The sequence below is a fragment of the Anaerotignum propionicum DSM 1682 genome (assembly GCF_001561955.1).
GTDB lineage: Bacteria > Bacillota > Clostridia > Lachnospirales > Anaerotignaceae > Chakrabartyella > Chakrabartyella propionicum.
Genome location: NZ_CP014223.1, coordinates 2,372,604 through 2,390,381, shown reverse-complemented (window position 1 = coordinate 2,390,381; position 17,778 = coordinate 2,372,604). Strand labels below are relative to the sequence as shown.

The window sequence follows — 17,778 nt, the reverse complement described above, 5'->3', positions numbered from 1 at the left end:
TTCCGCCTATAAGTCAATTGCATGTATAATGCAAGGTGCAATCAGGCATTAGACTGCATAGATTTCACCTTTTCTTCATCAGGGGTTACGTAAATGGTACGGTTGGTCAAGTAAATGACCATACCCGGTTTCGCTCCGTTAGGCTTTTTCACATTTTTTCGTTGAGTATAATCAACAGGAACCATACTGCTGTTTTTGGCTTTGCTAAAGAAGGCGGCTAAATTTGAAGCTTCTTCCAATGCTGTGTCACTGGCGGTGCCTGTACCGTTAGAGCGAATGATGACATGGGAACCTGGAATTTCTTTGGTATGCAGCCAGATATCCATGCTGTCGGCAAAGCGCAGAGTGAGTTCATCATTTTGCAGATTGCTCTTACCTACATATATTTCATAGCCATCTGAGGAGATAAAATGTAGAGGTTTTGCTTTTTTTGCCTTAGGGGCACCTTTTTTTGGTGCTTGGCGGCGCACAAAACCGCTTTCCGCCAATTCAGTTCTGATTTCTCCCAAATCTGCTTCATCAGAGGCGTTATCCAGTGCATTTAGTACACTTTCTAAATAAACAAGTTCTTCATCATTTTGCTTTTCTTGTATTTCTAATGCAGCAAGAGTCCTTTTTGCTTTATTGTAGCGGGAGAAATATTTTTGCGCATTTTCCGCAGGGGTTTTAGTGGGGTCTAAGGAAATCTCAATATCACCCATAGCCTCGTCGTAAAAATCTGTGGTTCGGAAGGTAGTAGCCCCTTGAGGCACGGCATAAATATTAGCGGTTAGGAGCTCGCCTTTTTTGCGCCAGCTTTCCATATCTGCCACGTCTTTGCGGGTTTTCAACTGTATTTCCTTTTTCTTTACACAACGTTCAATGTTTGAGCTAACCAGCCGACGCATATCGTGGGCTTTTTGCTTGATATGGGAGGCATGATCTCGTTCTTGATAAAAGCTTTCTAAAAGTGCTGATATTGAAAGAAAAATTTTTTGCTGGAAGGCTTTAAATTCTGTCATTTCAATTACACCGAAATCCAAAACCCGATTGGAATTTGGATGGTAATACAGTTTTGGTGTAAAGTTTGCTAGCTTGGCATCTTCCATAACAGCTTGAAAGGCATAGAATAATGCTTCACCTTTGTCAGGGGTTATCTGTTGGCAGGCATCAGAGGGCTCTAAAGCGGCACGAAAGCAAATCTCTCCCGCCATAATGGGACTGATTCCTGTGTAGGTTTTATATATAAAATCTTGCAGTTTTTGTCCAGCTTGTAGAGCGAGGGAGAACAAAAAGTCACCTTGCTCTGCAAAAAGAGGATTTTTTTTGTTTTGTGAAGGCGGTAAAACATAATCTTTCCCGGGCAATACCTCTCTTACAGAGCTTTTCTCATGGGAAACTCGCTTAATAGAATCTAAGATTCGTCCGTTTTCGTCGGTCAAAATAAGATTGCTATGCTTTCCCATAATTTCTAAAATCAGGTTTTTTACCGTCATATCGCCCATTTCATTTGCGGATTCAATTTTCAATAGAATGATACGTTCAAAGTTGGGCTGACAAATATCTATAATTTTGCCCCCTGCAATGTGCTTACGCAAAACCATGCAGAACAGAGGCGCCGTCATAGGGTTTTCCCTTGTTGTTTCGGTAAAATGAATTCTTGGATTACTGGAATTTGCAGAAGCTAATATTTTATGGACAACGCCTGTACCTCTTACTGAAAAACGTATTTCATCCGCCGCAGGTTGATGAATTTTGTCGATTCTGCCGCCGATGAGGTTTGTTTTCAGTTCGTGTACGATAGCTGCTGCGGTGATACCGTCTAAAGCCATGGGACGTTCCTCCTTTATTGTTTTTATGTGTCGGTATAGTATAACATAGCAGGAAGAATATTACACGAAGGAGAAATATTAAAATTTGATTAAAAATTAAGTGTAAATTTCTAGGTTTTTCTTGATATTTATGTGTTCATAGGCTATAATGGGGAACAATGTATGTCTGAAGGATCGACTCACGTCATATGGGTTTTTGGTCTTTTGCAGGCTTTTTTGAGTTTGACGGTAAGATATATACTGGTCAACAGGAGAAGCCTCGATTTTGTTATGAAAATTGAAGTGAACGCACAGAGAGGAAAAAGGATATGGGTACAAATGTTAGAAGTATGACGGGATACGGCCGAGGTGAACACATTGCTGAGGACAGAAAATTTACCATAGAACTAAAATCCGTAAATCATAGATATAATGATATTAGTATTAAATTACCCCGTTCTTTGGCTAGCCTTGAAGACAAAATTAAAAAGCATATTATGCAACAGGTTTTTCGTGGAAAGACGGATGTATATGTAAGTTTTGAAACTTTTGCTTCGGATGATGTTGAGGTGAAGTTGAATGAAGCTTTAGCAAAGGCTTACTATGAAAAACTTAAGGTGTTGCAGGATAGCATTGGTTTTGAAGGCGGCAACCTTTTGGATTTGACAGCAAAGTTTCCTGATGTGATTACAGTGGAAAAACCTCAAAAGGATGAATCAATTATTTGGGATGCATTACTGCCGGCTTTGGATGAGGCGGTGACCCGTTTTGCTTCCATGCGTCAGACAGAAGGGGAAGCTTTGAAAAAAGATATTTTGGCAAAGGGAAAACGAATTCAGACTTTGGTTCATGAAGTGAAGGAACGTTCTCCTTTGGTTGTTGAGGAATATAGGGAAAAATTGAATAACCGTTTAAAGGATTTATTGGGCGGTATTGATGTTGACCCCCAACGTATTGCAACGGAGGTTGCAGTTTTTGCCGACAGAGGTTGTGTTGATGAGGAAATAACCCGTTTGGAAAGTCACTTGGTTCAGCTTGCTGATATTTTGGAAAGAGGCGGTCAGGTAGGCAGAAAGCTGGATTTCCTTGTGCAAGAAATGAATAGAGAGTCCAATACCATTGCTTCTAAAGCAAATGATATACAAATTGTGCAGGCAACCATCGAACTAAAAAGTGAAATTGAAAAAATTCGCGAACAGATTCAAAATTTAGAGTAGTTGGGGTGGCGGCATGGAAAAAATTCAATTTTTGAATATCGGGTATGGAAACGTAGTATCTGCAAATCGGGTCATTGCCATTGTCAGCCCTGATTCTGCCCCAATTAAGCGCATTGTGCAAGAGGGGAAAGAAAAAGGAAATTTAATCGACGCAACCTATGGCAGAAAAACCCGTTGCGTGATTATTATGGATAACGGGCATTTGGTGCTATCGCCCAATATGCCTGAAACAGTGGGCGGCAGGCTTTTATCAGAGCAGAAGGGGAATTAACAATGAAGAAACAAGGTGTATTGCTAATTATTTCCGGGCCTTCCGGTTCAGGCAAGGGGACGGTGGTGGAACAGCTTTGCAAAAGAGATAATTTTTCGCTATCTATTTCGGCAACGACAAGAACACCCAGAGATTATGAAATTGATGGGGTGCATTATTTCTTCCATACAAGGGAAGAGTTTTTGCGCATGCAGGAGCATAAAGAGCTTTTGGAGTGGGCAGAATTTTGCGGGAACTATTATGGAACACCTCGTAAATATGTAGTTGAGCAGTTGGCACAAGGGAAAAATGTGATCCTTGAGATTGAAGTACAGGGCGCACTTCAGATTAAAAAAATTTATCCTGATGGAGTTTTGGTTTTTTTAATGCCTCCCAATTTAGAAGAATTGGGCAGACGCCTAACCAATCGAGGCACTGAAGATAAAGATACCATAAACCGCAGAATTCATAGAGCTTTGGAAGAAATGGAATTGGCTCAGGAATATGATTATGTGGTGATTAACGATACCGTTGAAGAAGCTACGGAGGATTTGCTTGTCATTGTTCAGGCGGAAAGAATGAAATGCAGCAGAAATCCCAATATTAAAAAGATATTTAAAGGAGAGATGTAAATGTTAAGACCTTCTTATACAGATTTATTAGAAGTTATCAATGAAGAAACAGATGATATCACTTTAGGGAGCAGATATACCATCGTGATTGCGGCAGCAAAAAGAGCAAGACAGCTAGTGGATCATGCAGAGCCTTTGGTAAGTAAGATTAAAGTGGATAAACCCGTTTCTATTGCAGTGAACGAGCTTTACGAAGGGAGAATCAAGGTGCGTCAAGCCAAAGAAGTCATTTATGAGGGTGAAATGATTCTCAGAGATGACACTGCAGAATTTATGGAACCAACGGAAGATTAGAATTCAGGGCGATAAACATTAGGTATCTTACGCAGGATTTTTGCGAAGGAATTTTGTTTATCGCCTTTTTGACAGTAAAATTTGTTAGAAACGGAGGTGTGAAAAATGCGGTATGCCAGAGTCATTGTTGGAATGAACCATCCACAGACCGATCGAGTATTTGACTACCACATTCCAGAAGCTTTTCAAGATGAAGCGAAGGAAGGGGTTCGAGTGATTGTACCTTTTGGGCGGAGAAATACCAAAACAGAGGGGTACATACTTTCTTTGGCTGAGGAGAGTGAAATTCCCTTAGAAAAGCTAAAAGACATCCTTGAAATTCTAGATGATGGCAGACCAATTTTTACCCCTCAAATGCTTCATTTAGCACAATGGATGAAAGAGCACTATTTTTGTACATTAAACCAATGCTTGCAAGCCATTATGCCTACAGGAATTAAAACCAAAAGTACATGGCAGGTTCTTTTGAACGAAGCAGCTGATGTTTCTGCATGTAAAGGTGGAGAATTAGCGGTTTTAGAAGCCTTGAAGGAAATGGGCGGTTCCAGTGCTTTGAGCGAGCTGGAGAAATTGTTGGGAAGCGGCGTTAAAAACGCAATACAACAGATGCAAAAAAGAAAATACTTTTTTTGAAACAAAAAATGATTCGCTCTGAATATAAAATGGAGCAGCGATTTTATTCTATCAACAATCATACTTCTTTATGGGAAAATACCATAAAAAAAGTAGAGACGGACAAGCGTCTCTCAGGGCAAAAAAAACTCCTACATCTATTCAAAGAAAAGAGTGAAATTTCCCTTGAGGAAATTAAAAAAAGTGGAATCGGTGAATCACCTCTAAAGACACTTTTGAAAAAAGGAATTTTAAAAGAGCGTATAGAGCAGATAAAAAGAGCTGTTTTTTCTCTGGAGGATTATGAAAAGACCACACCCTTTTTTCCCACGGCAGAACAAAGAGCGGCAATTGAGGAAATTGAATATCAAATAGATTTGGAAAAAAAGAAGACCATTCTCCTTCATGGAATTACAGGAAGCGGAAAAACGGAAATTTATATGCAAAGCATTGCCAAAATCCTTGCCATGGGGAAACAGGCGGTGGTGCTGGTTCCTGAAATCTCTTTGACACCCCAAATGATGGAACGATTTATTTCTCGTTTTGGTCAGGCTGTGTCCATTACCCACAGCAGGCTCTCAGCAGGAGAGCGGTTAGACCAATGGAAAAAAGCTAGAGATGGAGAAATTTCTGTTATGATTGGCCCCAGATCAGCACTGTTTATGCCCTTTTCTGATTTGGGAATGATTATTATTGATGAGGTGCATGATAATAGCTATATCTCCGATATTACCCCGAAGTATGATGCAAGGGAAGCGGCGAAGTTTCTTGCAGAGGACACAGGTGCAGTTTTGTTAATGGGCAGTGCCACCCCTGATTTGGTGAGCTACCATAAGGCCAGACAAGGAGAATATCTCCTACTAGAACTGAAAGAAAGAACCGGGGGAGGAACCCCTCCTAAGATGCAAATTGTTGATATGTGCAAAGAACTTGAAGAAGGAAACCGATCTGCTTTTAGTCATATTTTGCAACAGGAGATAGCAATAAATTTAGAAAAAGGTCAGCAGACCATGCTGTTTTTGAATAGAAGGGGCTTTGCAACCTTTGTTTCCTGCCGCAGTTGTGGTCATGTGATGCGGTGTCCTGAGTGTGGTATTTCTTATACATATCATGCAAAAGAAGATGTACTGATGTGCCATTATTGTGGAAAGACAGTGGAAAGCCCTCGAAACTGCCCAGAATGCGGTTCAAAATATATTCGTTATTTTGGAACAGGAACGCAAAAAATTGAAGAAGAGGTAAGGCGGCTTTTTCCAAGAGCCAATGTCCTTCGAATGGATTTAGATACGACTATGGGTAAAAACAGCCATAATCAAATATTAGAGGCATTTCGCAAGGGACAAGCAGATATACTTGTGGGTACACAAATGATTGCAAAGGGGCATGATTTCCCCAATGTAACGTTGGTCGGCATAATGGCCGCTGACACTTCTTTAAATACGGGCAGTTTTTATGCTTCAGAAAATACCTTTCAATTAATTACCCAGGCCGGTGGGCGGGCAGGTAGAGCGGATGACAGTGGTAGGGTTTATATCCAAACCTATCAACCAAAGCATTACTGCATTACCCATGCTGCTGAACAAAATTATAAGGGGTTTTATGAGGAAGAAATATTGTTGCGTGAGATGATGGGATATCCTCCCTTTGGTGCTTTTTGTTCTGTTGTAGTGAGCGGGGAAGTGGAGGAGGATATCGCAAAGGCGGCTGATGTTTTGGGTGGAATCTTGCAGACGGAAAATAGAGGTAACAGCTATTTTATAATGGGGCCTGTACCGGCCATGCTGTTTAAATTCAGAGGAGAGTACCGACAACGGATTTTGATTCAAGGGCATGATGAAGACCCATTGGTGCAGTTTGTAGCCAAGTGCGTGGAAAAAGGAGAACAAAAGGTGGGGAAGGGGATACACTTTCAATTAACCCGAAATCCCTTGAATATTGTATAATTGATAACTTTATGTTAAAATATAGGGTAAACCCTGTTTTTTATTGTTATATGGATGAATAGATAGTTTTTTGGTGATTTAAAGTTTTGGGAGTTTGTGAGATAGAGAAGTAAAAAATCTAAAAGTTGAAAACTTGAATATGGAATTGAAAAGACTGTTTTTGTATGGATAAGTAATTGTAGGAGGTAAGATAAATGGCAACAAGAGAAATACGAATAAGTACAGATGAAATTTTGAGAAAAGTTTGTAAGCCGGTAAAGGAAATTAATCAAAACACACTTACATTATTGGATGATATGGCAGAAACCATGTATGCTGCAAATGGTGTTGGTCTTGCCGCACCCCAAGTGGGTATTTTGAAAAGAATTGTTACCATTGATATTGGGGATGGTCTGATTGAGTTAATTAACCCTGTTGTTGTGGAAAGAAGGGGTTCACAAATTGATTATGAGGCGTGCTTAAGTGTTCCGGGAAGAAGTGAATTGGTAGATCGTCCCGAATATGTTCGTGTGGAAGCCTTAAACCGTAATGGTGAGAAGATCGTTGTAGAAGGAGAAGAGCTGATGGCTGTTGCTCTTTGCCACGAAACAGATCACCTGGACGGAGTTTTATATATTGACAAAGCCATTCCACCAGAAGATGTGGAAGAGGTTTAAGGAGGAATAACCCCATGAGAATGATTTTTATGGGTACACCGGAATTTGCGGTGTATTCTTTGAAGGCTTTGCTGACACAGCATGAAGTGATTGCTGTTGTGAGCCAGCCGGATAAGCCAAAAGGCAGAGGAAAAAAGCTGGCACCAACTCCTGTTAAGGAGTACGCATTGGAACAAGGAATTCAGGTTTATCAGCCTGAAAAGGCAAGAGACCCTGAATTTGTTGCATTGTTGAAAGAATTGAATCCTGATGTGATAGCTGTAACGGCTTTTGGTCAGATATTGCCTGAAAGTATTTTGAATATTCCCCAATACGGTTGTATTAACGTACATGGCTCTTTGCTCCCTAAGTATCGTGGGGCGGCGCCTATGCAATGGTCTATTATAAATGGTGAAAAAGTAACGGGAATTACCACTATGTTTATGGCAAAGGGCATGGATACAGGGGATATGCTTTTAAAGACGGAAGTGCCAATCACACCTGAGGACAATTTTGCCTCTGTTCATGATAAAATGGCTTTGGCAGGTGCAGATTTGCTTTTGGATACCTTAACTGCCTTACAGGCAGGAACAGTGGAAAGAATTCCCCAGAATCATGAAGAGGCAACCTATGCCGCTATGATTACAAAGGAAACAGGGCATATTGATTGGTCAAAAAGTGCAGAAGAAATTTTGAATCTTATGCGGGGGCTGGATCCGGCACCGGGAGCATATGCAATGTATGAAGGGGAGCCTCTAAAACTTTTTAAAGGAACAAAAACGGAAGGTGACTATCGCCATGGGAAATGCGGCGAGGTTGTTGATAGTAACAAAAAGGGGTTCGTCGTAAAATGCGGCGATGGAGCATTGACTATCACGGAATTGCAAGCCACAGGCAAAAAACGTATGCCTGCGGATGCATACTTGAGAGGTCATGCTATTAATCAGGGCGTCCTTTTACAGTAGTCTTTTTAAGGAAAAACTGAGTTGTTTCGCGTATGCAACAGCATACCGATGTAAACAGATTTCCTTAAATTTGTAAAATAAAAAGGAGGAACCAATTATGTTTATTTTATTAATTCTGGCCATGATACTCACCCTATATGCACAGGCCAATGTATCAGGAACATACAACAAATATGCCAATGTTCGTAACAAACGAGGCTATACAGGCGCACAGGTAGCAACGATGATGCTGCAAAATGCAGGCATTCATGATGTAAGCGTGGAAAGAGTGGGAGGAAATCTTACAGATCACTATGACCCTCGCACAAAAACATTACGTCTCTCCCAAAACGTTTATGATAGTCCATCAGTAGCGGCTTTGGGTGTAGCAGCCCATGAAACAGGCCATGCCATTCAGCATGATGTTGGATATGGCCCTCTTGCACTAAGAAGTCTTTTTTATCCAATTGCGAATTTAGGATCTAAGATGGCTATGCCATTAATTTTTATTGGAATGCTTTTTTCCAGTCACAGTGGTTATTTGATGATTCAAATTGGCATTCTTTTCTTTGCCGCATCGGTAGTGTTTACATTAATCACATTACCTGTGGAATTTGATGCATCGGCAAGAGCAACTGATCTTTTGGTTGAGCAGAACTTTTTGGACGAAAGCGAAGTTGAAGGTTCAAAAAAGGTATTGCGGGCAGCTGCATTAACCTATGTTGCGGCGGCCATTGTGGCAGTCCTTCAATTATTACGTTTGATTGGAATTTTTGGAAGAAGAAGTGACTAAATATAATAAGAAGGCTGATTTTTCACTTGAAAATCGGCCTTTTGCCATTTCTTGTGAAAGAATGAAATCCTCGGAGAAATGGCGAAAAATGTTGCTCTATGACAGGGAATACTTTATAATAATAATTTAGTGGATTAGATTTAACGGATTAATTAAGCTGGGTGGAGGATAAACTTTATCGGACATAAGATAATTAACTGTTATTTAAAAAGAGTTTAGCAAGACAGATGATAGAATCTGCTTGTAATCACATTCCTGATGAAGGGGAAAATAGAATAATGATACAGATAAACCCAAGAGAGATTGCCGCCCAGGCCATGATGGAAATTATGGAAGAGGGCGCATATAACAATATGGCTTTAAGAAGGCTATTACGCCAGAATGGGGCAATGCCACCGAAGGATAGAGCCATGGTAACAGAAATTGTAAACGGAACATTACGGAATTTATACTATATAGACCATGTCATCAATCAATTTTCTAAGACAAAAACAGAAAAGATGAAGCCGTGGATTTTGGCGGTGATGCGTACCGCTGTCTATCAAATGTACTTTATGAAGGTACCTGATTCTGCTGCCTGTAACGAAGGCGTAAAGTTGGTTGAGGAAAGAGGGTTGGAACCGTTAAAGGGATTTGTAAATGGCGTTTTGCGCACTGTGGGACGGGAAAAAGAAAATATTGCTTTGCCCAAGAAGGGTACGCCAGAGTTTTTGCATATCCAATATTCTCATCCTCTTTGGGTGATTAAAATGTGGACTGCATATTTTGGTTATGAAGAGACGGAAAATCTTTGCAGAGCAAATAATTGCCCTCCTGATGTAACCATTCGTGTGAACACATTAAAAACGAAAAAGGAATCCTTGAGAAAGGAATTGGAAAAGCTGGGTACAACAGTTACTGATGGCAGACTGGTTTCTTCTGCTTTGCATTTAAAGAAAACAGCGGATATTGGAAGACTAAAATCCTTTTCAGAAGGTTTGTTTCATGTGCAGGATGAAAGTTCTCAGCTTGCAATTGAGATTATGGCTCCTAAAAAGGGAGAGAAAGTATTAGACCTTTGTGCAGCACCTGGGGGGAAAAGCTTTACCATTGGGGAAAGGATGGAAAATGAAGGAAGGCTTGTATGTGGAGATATTTATGAGCATAAAATAGAATTGATTACCCAAGGTGCCCAACGGCTTGGAATCACAATGATTGAACCAATACAGCAGGACGCCACTGAATTTAATGAAAACTATGCAGATGCCTTCGATCGTGTTTTGGTGGATGCACCTTGCTCCGGTTTGGGATTAATGGGCAAAAAGCCGGATATTCGATTAAAGAAAAATGGTGATGAAATCGATCAATTGGTGCCTATTCAGCGTCAAATCCTTGAAAATGGGGCAAGATATGTTAAGCAGGGTGGAACGCTGATTTATAGCACATGTACCTTATGCAAAAAAGAAAATGAAAAAAATGTGGAGTGGTTTCTAAGCAGCCACCCAGAATTTATTACAGAGGATATTACGGAGTTTTTGCCAAAGACCTTATGGCAGGAAACCGCTGAGAAGGGGTATATTACACTGTTACCCCATAAAAGCAATACGGATGGATTCTTTATTGCAAAAATGAAAAGAAAGGGATAAACATGTCGAAAAATGATTTAAAATCTATGAATTTAGAAGAATTGCAGCTTTTTTTGGCTGATATGAAGGAACCAAAGTTTCGTGGGAAACAGGTTTTCGAGTGGATTCATAAAAAACAAGTTTCTTCCTTTGAAGAGATGACAAATCTTTCTAAGAGTTTGCGAGAGAAGCTACAGCAAAATGCAGTTCTCGGTGGCGTGGAAATGGTACGGAGATTGATCTCGCAGGTTGATGGAACAAGAAAATATCTTTTTGCTTTGGAGAATGATTCGGTCATTGAGAGCGTATTGATGAAATATGAGCATGGAAATACTGTGTGCATTTCAACCCAGGCGGGATGTCGTATGGGTTGTAAATTTTGTGCTTCTACATTGGACGGTGTAGAGCGAAATTTGACAGCAGGTGAAATGCTCTCTCAAGTATATGAGATTCAAAAAGATTGCGGTGAGCGTATCAGTGGTGTGGTGCTGATGGGCAGCGGCGAACCTTTGGATAACTATGAAAATGTGGTAAAATTTATACATTTAATCAACCATCCTGATGGGCAGAATATGGGACAAAGGCATATTACCCTTTCAACTTGTGGGTTGATTGAGAAAATGTATCAGTTGGAAGGGGAGCATTTGCAGATTACCCTTGCGGTATCTCTTCATGCGCCCAACGATGAAATTAGAAAGAGCATTATGCCTGTGGCAAAGGCAAATTCTATGGATCGTTTATTGGTTGCTTGCCGTCATTATACGGAGATAACCAAACGGCGGATAACCTTTGAATATGCCATGATGCGTGGAGTTAATGACAGTGATGACTGTGCCAAAGAGTTAGCCAAAAAGCTTCGGGATATGCTTTGCCATGTAAACTTAATTCCTGTGAATGATGTGAAAGAGCGGGATTATATAAAAAGCTCCAATGACAGAGTAAAACAGTTTGCGGCACTGTTGCAGGAAAACGGAGTGGAAACCACTATTCGCAGAAAACTGGGCAGTGACATTGATGCGGCCTGTGGTCAACTAAGACGCAGTCATTTGAAAGACAAAAGAGAATTATCATAGTTAAAGAGGTTATGCTTGAGGATAATTCATTTCGGATTTTTTACACCGGGGAGGTGGATTGCTTGAAAGCAATAGGTATCAGTGATATTGGTAAATGCAGAAAGAATAATGAGGATGCCCTTTATGTTCCGTTGCCGGAGGATGAAATACAAAATCTGTTTATAGTTGCAGACGGCATGGGGGGCTGCAATGCCGGAGAAGTGGCCAGTCAATATGCCATTGATTCCTTTTTGAATTATATCAAAAAGGAGAGAGATTCCCACGGCGAGGAAGATATACCTGATTTATTGGCAGAAGCCATGGCAGCATCTAACCGGGCTGTTTATGATAAATCCAATTCTAAGCGTGAATTTGCAGAGATGGGTACAACTATGGTTGCTGCAGCTGTTCAGGATGGGAAAATTTTTGTTGCATATGTTGGGGACAGCCGTGCGTATTTATTTCGTAAAAAAGAGCTGAGTCCCCTTACCACAGATCATTCCTATGTTATGGAATTGGTTCGACTGGGCTCCATCACAAAGGAAGAGGCGGCAAGTCATCCCAAAAGAAATATTATTACCCGTGCTGTGGGGATCAAAGAAACCGTTGAAACAGATGCAATTGTGGAGAATGCACTGAGGGGAGATATTTTACTCCTATGTACAGATGGACTTTCCGGTATGGTATCAGATAAGGAAATGGCAGAAGTGATAGGAAAGCGGATTACCTTAGAAAAAAAGGCGCAGAAATTGGTTGAAATGGCCAATGAACGAGGCGGATATGATAATATTTCCTTGATTTTGGTTGATGTAGGAGGTAAGAACTAATGTTGTTAAATCCCGGAACTATCCTTGGGGATAGATATGAGATTATAGAGAAGATTGGCTCCGGTGGCATGGCTATGGTATATCGGGGCAAGGATAAGAAACTGGATAGATATGTTACAGTTAAGGTTTTGCGTGAGGAGTTTATCGGGGACGATGAATTTATTGAGAGGTTTCGTTCCGAAGCTTGCTCGGCGGCAAGGCTTTCCCATCCCAACATTGTGCGTGTTTATGATGTTGGAGAGGATGGTGAAACAAATTATATTGTAATGGAATATATTCATGGGGACACTTTGAAGCAGGCAATTCGCCAAAAGGCACCTTTTGATTCCCGTTCTACCCTAAATGTGTCCATTCAGATTGCTTCTGCATTGGCTCAGGCCCATAAAGCTCACATCATACATAGGGATATCAAGCCACAGAATATTTTGGTGGGAACGGATGGTGTGATTAAGGTTACGGACTTTGGTATTGCCAGAGCTGCCACAGTTTCTACCATGACTACTACAGCCAATGCGGCAGGGTCTGTACATTATTTCTCTCCTGAGCAGGCAAGGGGCGGTTATGTGGATGAAAAGAGTGACATTTACTCTTTGGGTATTACCATGTTTGAAATGATTACGGGTGTTTTGCCCTTTCACGGACATAATTCCGTTTCCATTGCCCTAAAGCATATCAGCGAGGAACTGCCTGATATTCGTCAATATAACCCCAATTGTACCCCGGCGATTGAGGGCATTATAAAAAAGGCAACAATGAAAAAGGCGGATGAAAGGTATGCTACCGTTGAGCTGATGCTGGCAGATTTGCTGAAAGCAAGGACCGATACGGCAGGTGGATTTTTACATACAGAGGCACCTGTGAAAAAAGAGGTTGAGGCGGCGGTTACAGCGGCAACTTTAGCAGGAACTGCAGGTGGAAGTACCCATGGTGTGCGTCGTTCTAGAAGAGCAGAGGTGGCTGCTGAGCTAAGAGAGCAGCAAACTTTAGAAGAAAAAACGCAGGATATAGCTTCTTCTGAAGCTGTATCAACATCTGAAGAAAAAGAGGATTTAGAGGCAACAAAATCAGCTGATCCAAAAGAAGTTGAATTTATCAGACTGAATAGAAATACTTTTTCAGAGAAAATAGAGGAAGTGGAAGCACAGGCTGAAAGAGAACCTATGGTAAGCTTTGAAAAATATGGTAAGAAGCTGCGCTTATCAAAAGAAGACGATTACGAAAATGAATATGTGGAGGCAGAGCCTGTGAAAACAAGTAAAAGGCCCAATAAAATGCGTAGAAACCCCAGAAAAGAAGGGGATTATGGAAATGAGCATGATCGTAAAGCAGAGAAGAAAGTAATCATCGCTGCAATTGTTACGGCTTTGGTAATTATCGGTGTAATCTCCGTTTTAGGGATGAAGCTTTTAAGTGGTGGATTGATTGCATCAGAAAAGAATATTGAAGTTCCCGCCTTCGTAGGTGTGCCTCTAAGCGATGCCCAAGCAGCAGCAAAACAAATGGGCTTAGAGTTGGTGGAGGAAGGACAAGATTACAGCAGCTATTATGATGAAGGTTATATTATTTATCAGTCTGTTCAGGAGGGCACAATGGCTTCCTCCGGCACAAAGATTGGCATTAAAACCAGCCTTGGATTGACTTCTCAGGATATGCCTTCTTTGGTTGGTGAAGAAGAAAAAACAGCTACCAGTAAAATTGTCTCACTTGTAGGGACAACACCTAGAATAGAGTATGTTTTTGACAAGGATAAAGAAGTTGGAATTGTTTTAGATCAAAATCCCAATGTAGGCACAAGCATTAATGCAAAGACTACGATTATTTTAAAGGTTAGTAAAGGTGATGAAAATCAGAGTGTTTCTGTGCCAAGTGTGATGGGGCTTTCTGAAGAGCAGGCGAAAAAAGATTTGACGGCAGTGGGATTAACGGTTGGTAGTGTGTCTTATGCGGAAAGTCAAACTGTGGATAAGGGTAAAGTTATGACCCAAACATTAAGCGCAGGGCAAGAGGTGCCCAGTGGAAGCATTGTGAATTTGGTGATCAGCTCCGGCAAGGCAGTGGAGAATGAGCCTTCACAAAATGGAAATAATGGAAATATCAACAATGGAAATACAAATAACGGCAATCCAAACCACGGTGGAAACAACAATGGTAGTGGGGAAGCCACTACAGGAACCAAGTCCTTTACCATCAGTGCACCCAGTGGTGCGGATGGGGATTTATATGTTCGTGTTGTAAAAAATGATGCGGACGGTCTTTTCCCTGCGGTGGATGAGACAAGGAATTCAACACAGTTCCCTTATACGGTTTCCTTAACAGGTAGGGGCAGTGGCACAGTAAGCTGTTATATTGATGATGAATTGCAATGGACACAAAATGTGAATTTTTCAGAATAAGATGGAGGGCATATGCTTGAAGGCGTAATTGTAAAAGGAATCGGTGGGTTTTATTATATAGATACCAAAAGAGGCGTTTTTGAAACCCGTGCAAGGGGGATTTTCAGAAAAGAGGGCATTCGACCAACGGTTGGTGACCATGTGAAAATTTCCGTTTTGGATGAAGAAAACAAAAAAGGAAGCTTGGATGAAATACTGCCAAGAAGAACTGAACTAATTCGCCCTAGAGTGAGCAATGTTGATCAAGCGGTTATTGTTTTTGCGGCAAAAAGTCCTGATATGAACTTGGATTTATTGGATCGGTTCTTGCTCCTTGCAGAGGAGCAGGAGTTGGATATTGTCATCGTGTTGAATAAAATTGACAAGGATAACAATCAGGATTATGAAGAAGCTGCAACATTATACAGACAGGCAGGATATTTGGTGATATGCGCCAGCGCAGAGCTTGGCAGTGGCGTGGAAGATTTGAAAGCGGCCTTGGAAAATAGAATTTCCGTTTTTGCCGGACCTTCAGGCGTGGGAAAAAGCAGCTTAATTAATGCGGCGTTTCCTGGGTTAGAATTAAATACCGGGGAGCTCAGCAAGAAGATACAACGAGGACGCCACACCACCAGACATGCAGAGCTGATACGAATAACGGAGAACAGCTATATTGTGGATTCCCCTGGATTTACCTCCCTGTTTTTAAATCATATTCCTTCGGAAAAATTGCAATACTATTTCAAAGAGTTTGAACCGTTTGTCCATGGATGCTATTATAATGGATGTATGCATATAAACGAGCCGGATTGTGCTGTAAAAGCACAAATCGGCAAGGCAATTCATCCTATGCGCTACCAACGGTATGTAAATATAGTTCAAGAACTGAAAAAGGAAGAGGAAAGGAAGAAATAAAATGGCAATTTATCTTTCTCCATCAATGCTTTCCATCGATTTTGCAAAAATCGGGGAGCAGTTGGCTATCATTGAGCAGGCGGGCACTCCTTATATTCATTTGGATGTAATGGATGGTGTTTTCGTACCCAATATTTCTTTTGGGATTCCTGTGATCAAAGGAATTCGCAAGGCAAGCAACATGGTTTTTGACGCCCATTTAATGATTGTAGAGCCTGAAAAATATGTTGAAGAGTTTCGCAAAGCCGGCGCGGATATTATAAACTTCCACATGGAAGCTACGGAAGACCCCAAGAAGGTGATTGATTTAATTCACAGCACAGGGGCAAAGGCGGGCATTACCATTAAGCCCAATACACCTGTGGAAGCAGTGAAGCCATATTTAGCTGATTTGGAAATGGTTTTGGTTATGACGGTGGAACCAGGCTTTGGTGGGCAGAAATTTATGGAGAATCAGGTTCCAAAAATTTGTCAATTGGCTCTTTGGAAAGAAGAGATGAATCTGGGGTATGATATTCAGGTTGATGGTGGCATTACCCAAGATAATGTTAGAATTGTTTTAGATGCAGGAGCAAATGTTATTGTAGCAGGCTCCGCAGTATTTGGAAAAGAGGATATTGCCAAGGCTGCCAAAGATTTTTTTGAAATTTTTAAGGAGTATGAGTAGAATGAAGGCAGTCATTTTTGCAGGGGCAAAAATATCAAACTATGCATTTTGCAAAGAATATTTAGAAGGTGCCCATGTTCTTATCTGCTGTGATGGCGGTTTGCATCATACTAAGGCGTTGGGTTTAATGCCCGATTATATTGTTGGGGACTTTGACTCGGTGAGCCAAGAAGTTTTGGACTATTATAAAGAAAAAGGCATACCTATTCGTCAGTTTCCTGCCAGAAAAGATGAAACAGACATGCAATTGGGCATTGCATTGGCCTTGGAAAAGGGCGCTACAGATTTAATATTACTGGGAGGACTTGGTTCCCGATTTGATCATTCCCTTGCCAATGCTCATTTGCTTTTGGGACTTTTGAAAAAAGGAATACGTGCAAGATTGGTGGATGAAAATAACAGTGTTGAGCTAGTGAATAGACCTATTACAATACATGGAAAAATTGGGGACTTGGTGTCTACCATCCCCCTATCTATGATGGTTAAGGGGATTACCCTTACGGGATTTGAATATCCCTTAATAAACAGGGATTTGGCATTAGATGACGATATGGTTGCGGTGAGCAATGTTTTGGCAAAGGAAGAGGCAACAATTGATTTTACCGAAGGATATCTTTATGTAATTCGTTCCAAGGATTGAGGCAGAGGAAAAAAAACTCAAATTATCCACTGATTTTCCTTGCAAAACTTTGTCTTTTCTGCTAAAATATCTTTGTTATGTCACATAAAGCAGTAGTGGAGGAGGTGCAGACATGGCTAAATGTGAAATTTGCGAAAAGGGCCAGATGAAAGGTCATAGAATCAGCATTAACCGTAGTCAGGTTAGTAGACGTGCGAATAGAAAGTGGAAACCCAACGTAAAGAAAGTTAAAATCGTTGAAAATAACGGCAATGTAAAATCTATTTACGTTTGCACAAAATGTATGCGTGCAAATAAAGTTACACGTGCAATCTAATTGACCGAGAGCTAAAAGCCTTTTTCCGAATTTGGAGAAAGGCTTTTTTTCGATTATGCATTTTTGCCTTAACACTGATGGAAATTAAAGATAAGCCAAATACCCGCACCAATAAACAGAATTGCCAGCAAAGGAATGCAATAGGGTATTAAGATGGCCAGAAGCATTCCTATGCCCAAAGAAACGAGAATAACCCCACATATCCATTTTAATGGTGTATATCGAAATCTCCTACGCATAAGAACCCCCCCTTTAGTATTTCTATTCCAATGAAC

General features: G+C 40.8%; 19 protein-coding genes. 17 read left to right on the top strand and 2 right to left on the bottom strand.

Features of this window, described 5'->3' with window-relative positions; translation table 11 throughout:
- Nucleotides 1-41: 41 nt before the first annotated feature.
- Nucleotides 42-1,811 carry an Rqc2 family fibronectin-binding protein gene (locus tag CPRO_RS11170; RefSeq protein WP_066051763.1) on the bottom strand — a complete coding sequence of 590 codons (1,770 nt, stop codon included), beginning with the start codon at nucleotides 1,809-1,811 and terminating at the stop codon, nucleotides 42-44.
- A gap of 308 nt (nucleotides 1,812-2,119) precedes the next feature.
- On the opposite strand from CPRO_RS11170, the gene CPRO_RS11165 reads away from it, so the two are divergent.
- From CPRO_RS11165 to rpmB, 17 genes are all read left to right on the top strand, one after another.
- The gene (locus CPRO_RS11165; protein WP_066051760.1) at nucleotides 2,120-3,007 is read left to right on the top strand and encodes a YicC/YloC family endoribonuclease; all 888 of its coding nucleotides are present in this window, start codon (nucleotides 2,120-2,122) and stop codon (nucleotides 3,005-3,007) included.
- A 13-nt stretch (nucleotides 3,008-3,020) separates the two neighbouring features.
- On the top strand, nucleotides 3,021-3,278 hold the full coding sequence (locus CPRO_RS11160) for a DUF370 domain-containing protein (RefSeq protein WP_066051757.1): 258 nt from the start codon (nucleotides 3,021-3,023) through the stop codon (nucleotides 3,276-3,278).
- A 2-nt stretch (nucleotides 3,279-3,280) separates the two neighbouring features.
- Complete coding sequence (gmk, locus tag CPRO_RS11155) at nucleotides 3,281-3,889, top strand: guanylate kinase (protein ID WP_066051752.1); 609 nt, start codon at nucleotides 3,281-3,283, stop codon at nucleotides 3,887-3,889.
- Complete coding sequence (gene rpoZ / locus CPRO_RS11150; RefSeq protein WP_066051749.1) at nucleotides 3,890-4,183, top strand: DNA-directed RNA polymerase subunit omega; 294 nt, start codon at nucleotides 3,890-3,892, stop codon at nucleotides 4,181-4,183. It abuts the gene before it with no gap.
- A gap of 105 nt (nucleotides 4,184-4,288) precedes the next feature.
- On the top strand, nucleotides 4,289-4,816 hold the full coding sequence (locus CPRO_RS11145) for a primosomal protein N' family DNA-binding protein (protein ID WP_066051747.1): 528 nt from the start codon (nucleotides 4,289-4,291) through the stop codon (nucleotides 4,814-4,816).
- The gene (gene priA / locus CPRO_RS11140) at nucleotides 4,813-6,738 is read left to right on the top strand and encodes a replication restart helicase PriA (protein WP_066051745.1); all 1,926 of its coding nucleotides are present in this window, start codon (nucleotides 4,813-4,815) and stop codon (nucleotides 6,736-6,738) included. Before CPRO_RS11145 ends, priA begins: the two co-directional genes overlap by 4 nt.
- Nucleotides 6,739-6,932: 194 nt before the next feature.
- A complete protein-coding gene (def, locus tag CPRO_RS11135; protein WP_066051742.1) occupies nucleotides 6,933-7,394 on the top strand; it encodes a peptide deformylase in 462 nt (153 codons plus the stop codon).
- A 14-nt stretch (nucleotides 7,395-7,408) separates the two neighbouring features.
- Nucleotides 7,409-8,338 carry a methionyl-tRNA formyltransferase gene (gene fmt, locus CPRO_RS11130; RefSeq protein WP_066051739.1) on the top strand — a complete coding sequence of 310 codons (930 nt, stop codon included), beginning with the start codon at nucleotides 7,409-7,411 and terminating at the stop codon, nucleotides 8,336-8,338.
- Nucleotides 8,339-8,435: 97 nt separating this feature from the next.
- Entirely contained in the window at nucleotides 8,436-9,110 is a 675-nt protein-coding gene (locus CPRO_RS11125; RefSeq protein ID WP_066051736.1) for a zinc metallopeptidase, read from the top strand.
- Between the two features lie 278 nt (nucleotides 9,111-9,388).
- Nucleotides 9,389-10,735 carry a 16S rRNA (cytosine(967)-C(5))-methyltransferase RsmB gene (rsmB, locus tag CPRO_RS11120; RefSeq protein ID WP_066051733.1) on the top strand — a complete coding sequence of 449 codons (1,347 nt, stop codon included), beginning with the start codon at nucleotides 9,389-9,391 and terminating at the stop codon, nucleotides 10,733-10,735.
- A gap of 2 nt (nucleotides 10,736-10,737) precedes the next feature.
- The gene (rlmN, locus tag CPRO_RS11115; protein WP_066051731.1) at nucleotides 10,738-11,787 is read left to right on the top strand and encodes a dual-specificity RNA methyltransferase RlmN; all 1,050 of its coding nucleotides are present in this window, start codon (nucleotides 10,738-10,740) and stop codon (nucleotides 11,785-11,787) included.
- Between the two features lie 62 nt (nucleotides 11,788-11,849).
- Nucleotides 11,850-12,593, top strand: coding sequence for a Stp1/IreP family PP2C-type Ser/Thr phosphatase (locus CPRO_RS11110; RefSeq protein WP_066054004.1), 744 nt, complete (start codon nucleotides 11,850-11,852; stop codon nucleotides 12,591-12,593).
- Nucleotides 12,593-14,986: a protein kinase domain-containing protein gene (locus CPRO_RS11105; protein WP_066051728.1), complete on the top strand. Its 2,394-nt coding sequence runs from the start codon at nucleotides 12,593-12,595 to the stop codon at nucleotides 14,984-14,986. Before CPRO_RS11110 ends, CPRO_RS11105 begins: the two co-directional genes overlap by 1 nt.
- A gap of 12 nt (nucleotides 14,987-14,998) precedes the next feature.
- On the top strand, nucleotides 14,999-15,880 hold the full coding sequence (gene rsgA, locus CPRO_RS11100) for a ribosome small subunit-dependent GTPase A (RefSeq protein ID WP_066051725.1): 882 nt from the start codon (nucleotides 14,999-15,001) through the stop codon (nucleotides 15,878-15,880).
- Between the two features lies 1 nt (nucleotide 15,881).
- Complete coding sequence (gene rpe, locus CPRO_RS11095) at nucleotides 15,882-16,547, top strand: ribulose-phosphate 3-epimerase (protein ID WP_200777692.1); 666 nt, start codon at nucleotides 15,882-15,884, stop codon at nucleotides 16,545-16,547.
- Between the two features lies 1 nt (nucleotide 16,548).
- Complete coding sequence (locus CPRO_RS11090) at nucleotides 16,549-17,187, top strand: thiamine diphosphokinase (protein WP_066051721.1); 639 nt, start codon at nucleotides 16,549-16,551, stop codon at nucleotides 17,185-17,187.
- Between the two features lie 112 nt (nucleotides 17,188-17,299).
- Nucleotides 17,300-17,503 (top strand): 50S ribosomal protein L28, encoded by a 204-nt coding sequence (gene rpmB, locus CPRO_RS11085; RefSeq protein WP_066051717.1) that lies wholly within the window; start codon nucleotides 17,300-17,302, stop codon nucleotides 17,501-17,503.
- Nucleotides 17,504-17,571: 68 nt separating this feature from the next.
- Here rpmB and CPRO_RS15400 read toward each other — a convergent pair whose 3' ends face one another.
- Nucleotides 17,572-17,742, bottom strand: a complete 171-nt coding sequence (locus CPRO_RS15400; RefSeq protein WP_157881675.1) for a hypothetical protein — start codon at nucleotides 17,740-17,742, stop codon at nucleotides 17,572-17,574.
- Nucleotides 17,743-17,778 lie beyond the last annotated feature (36 nt).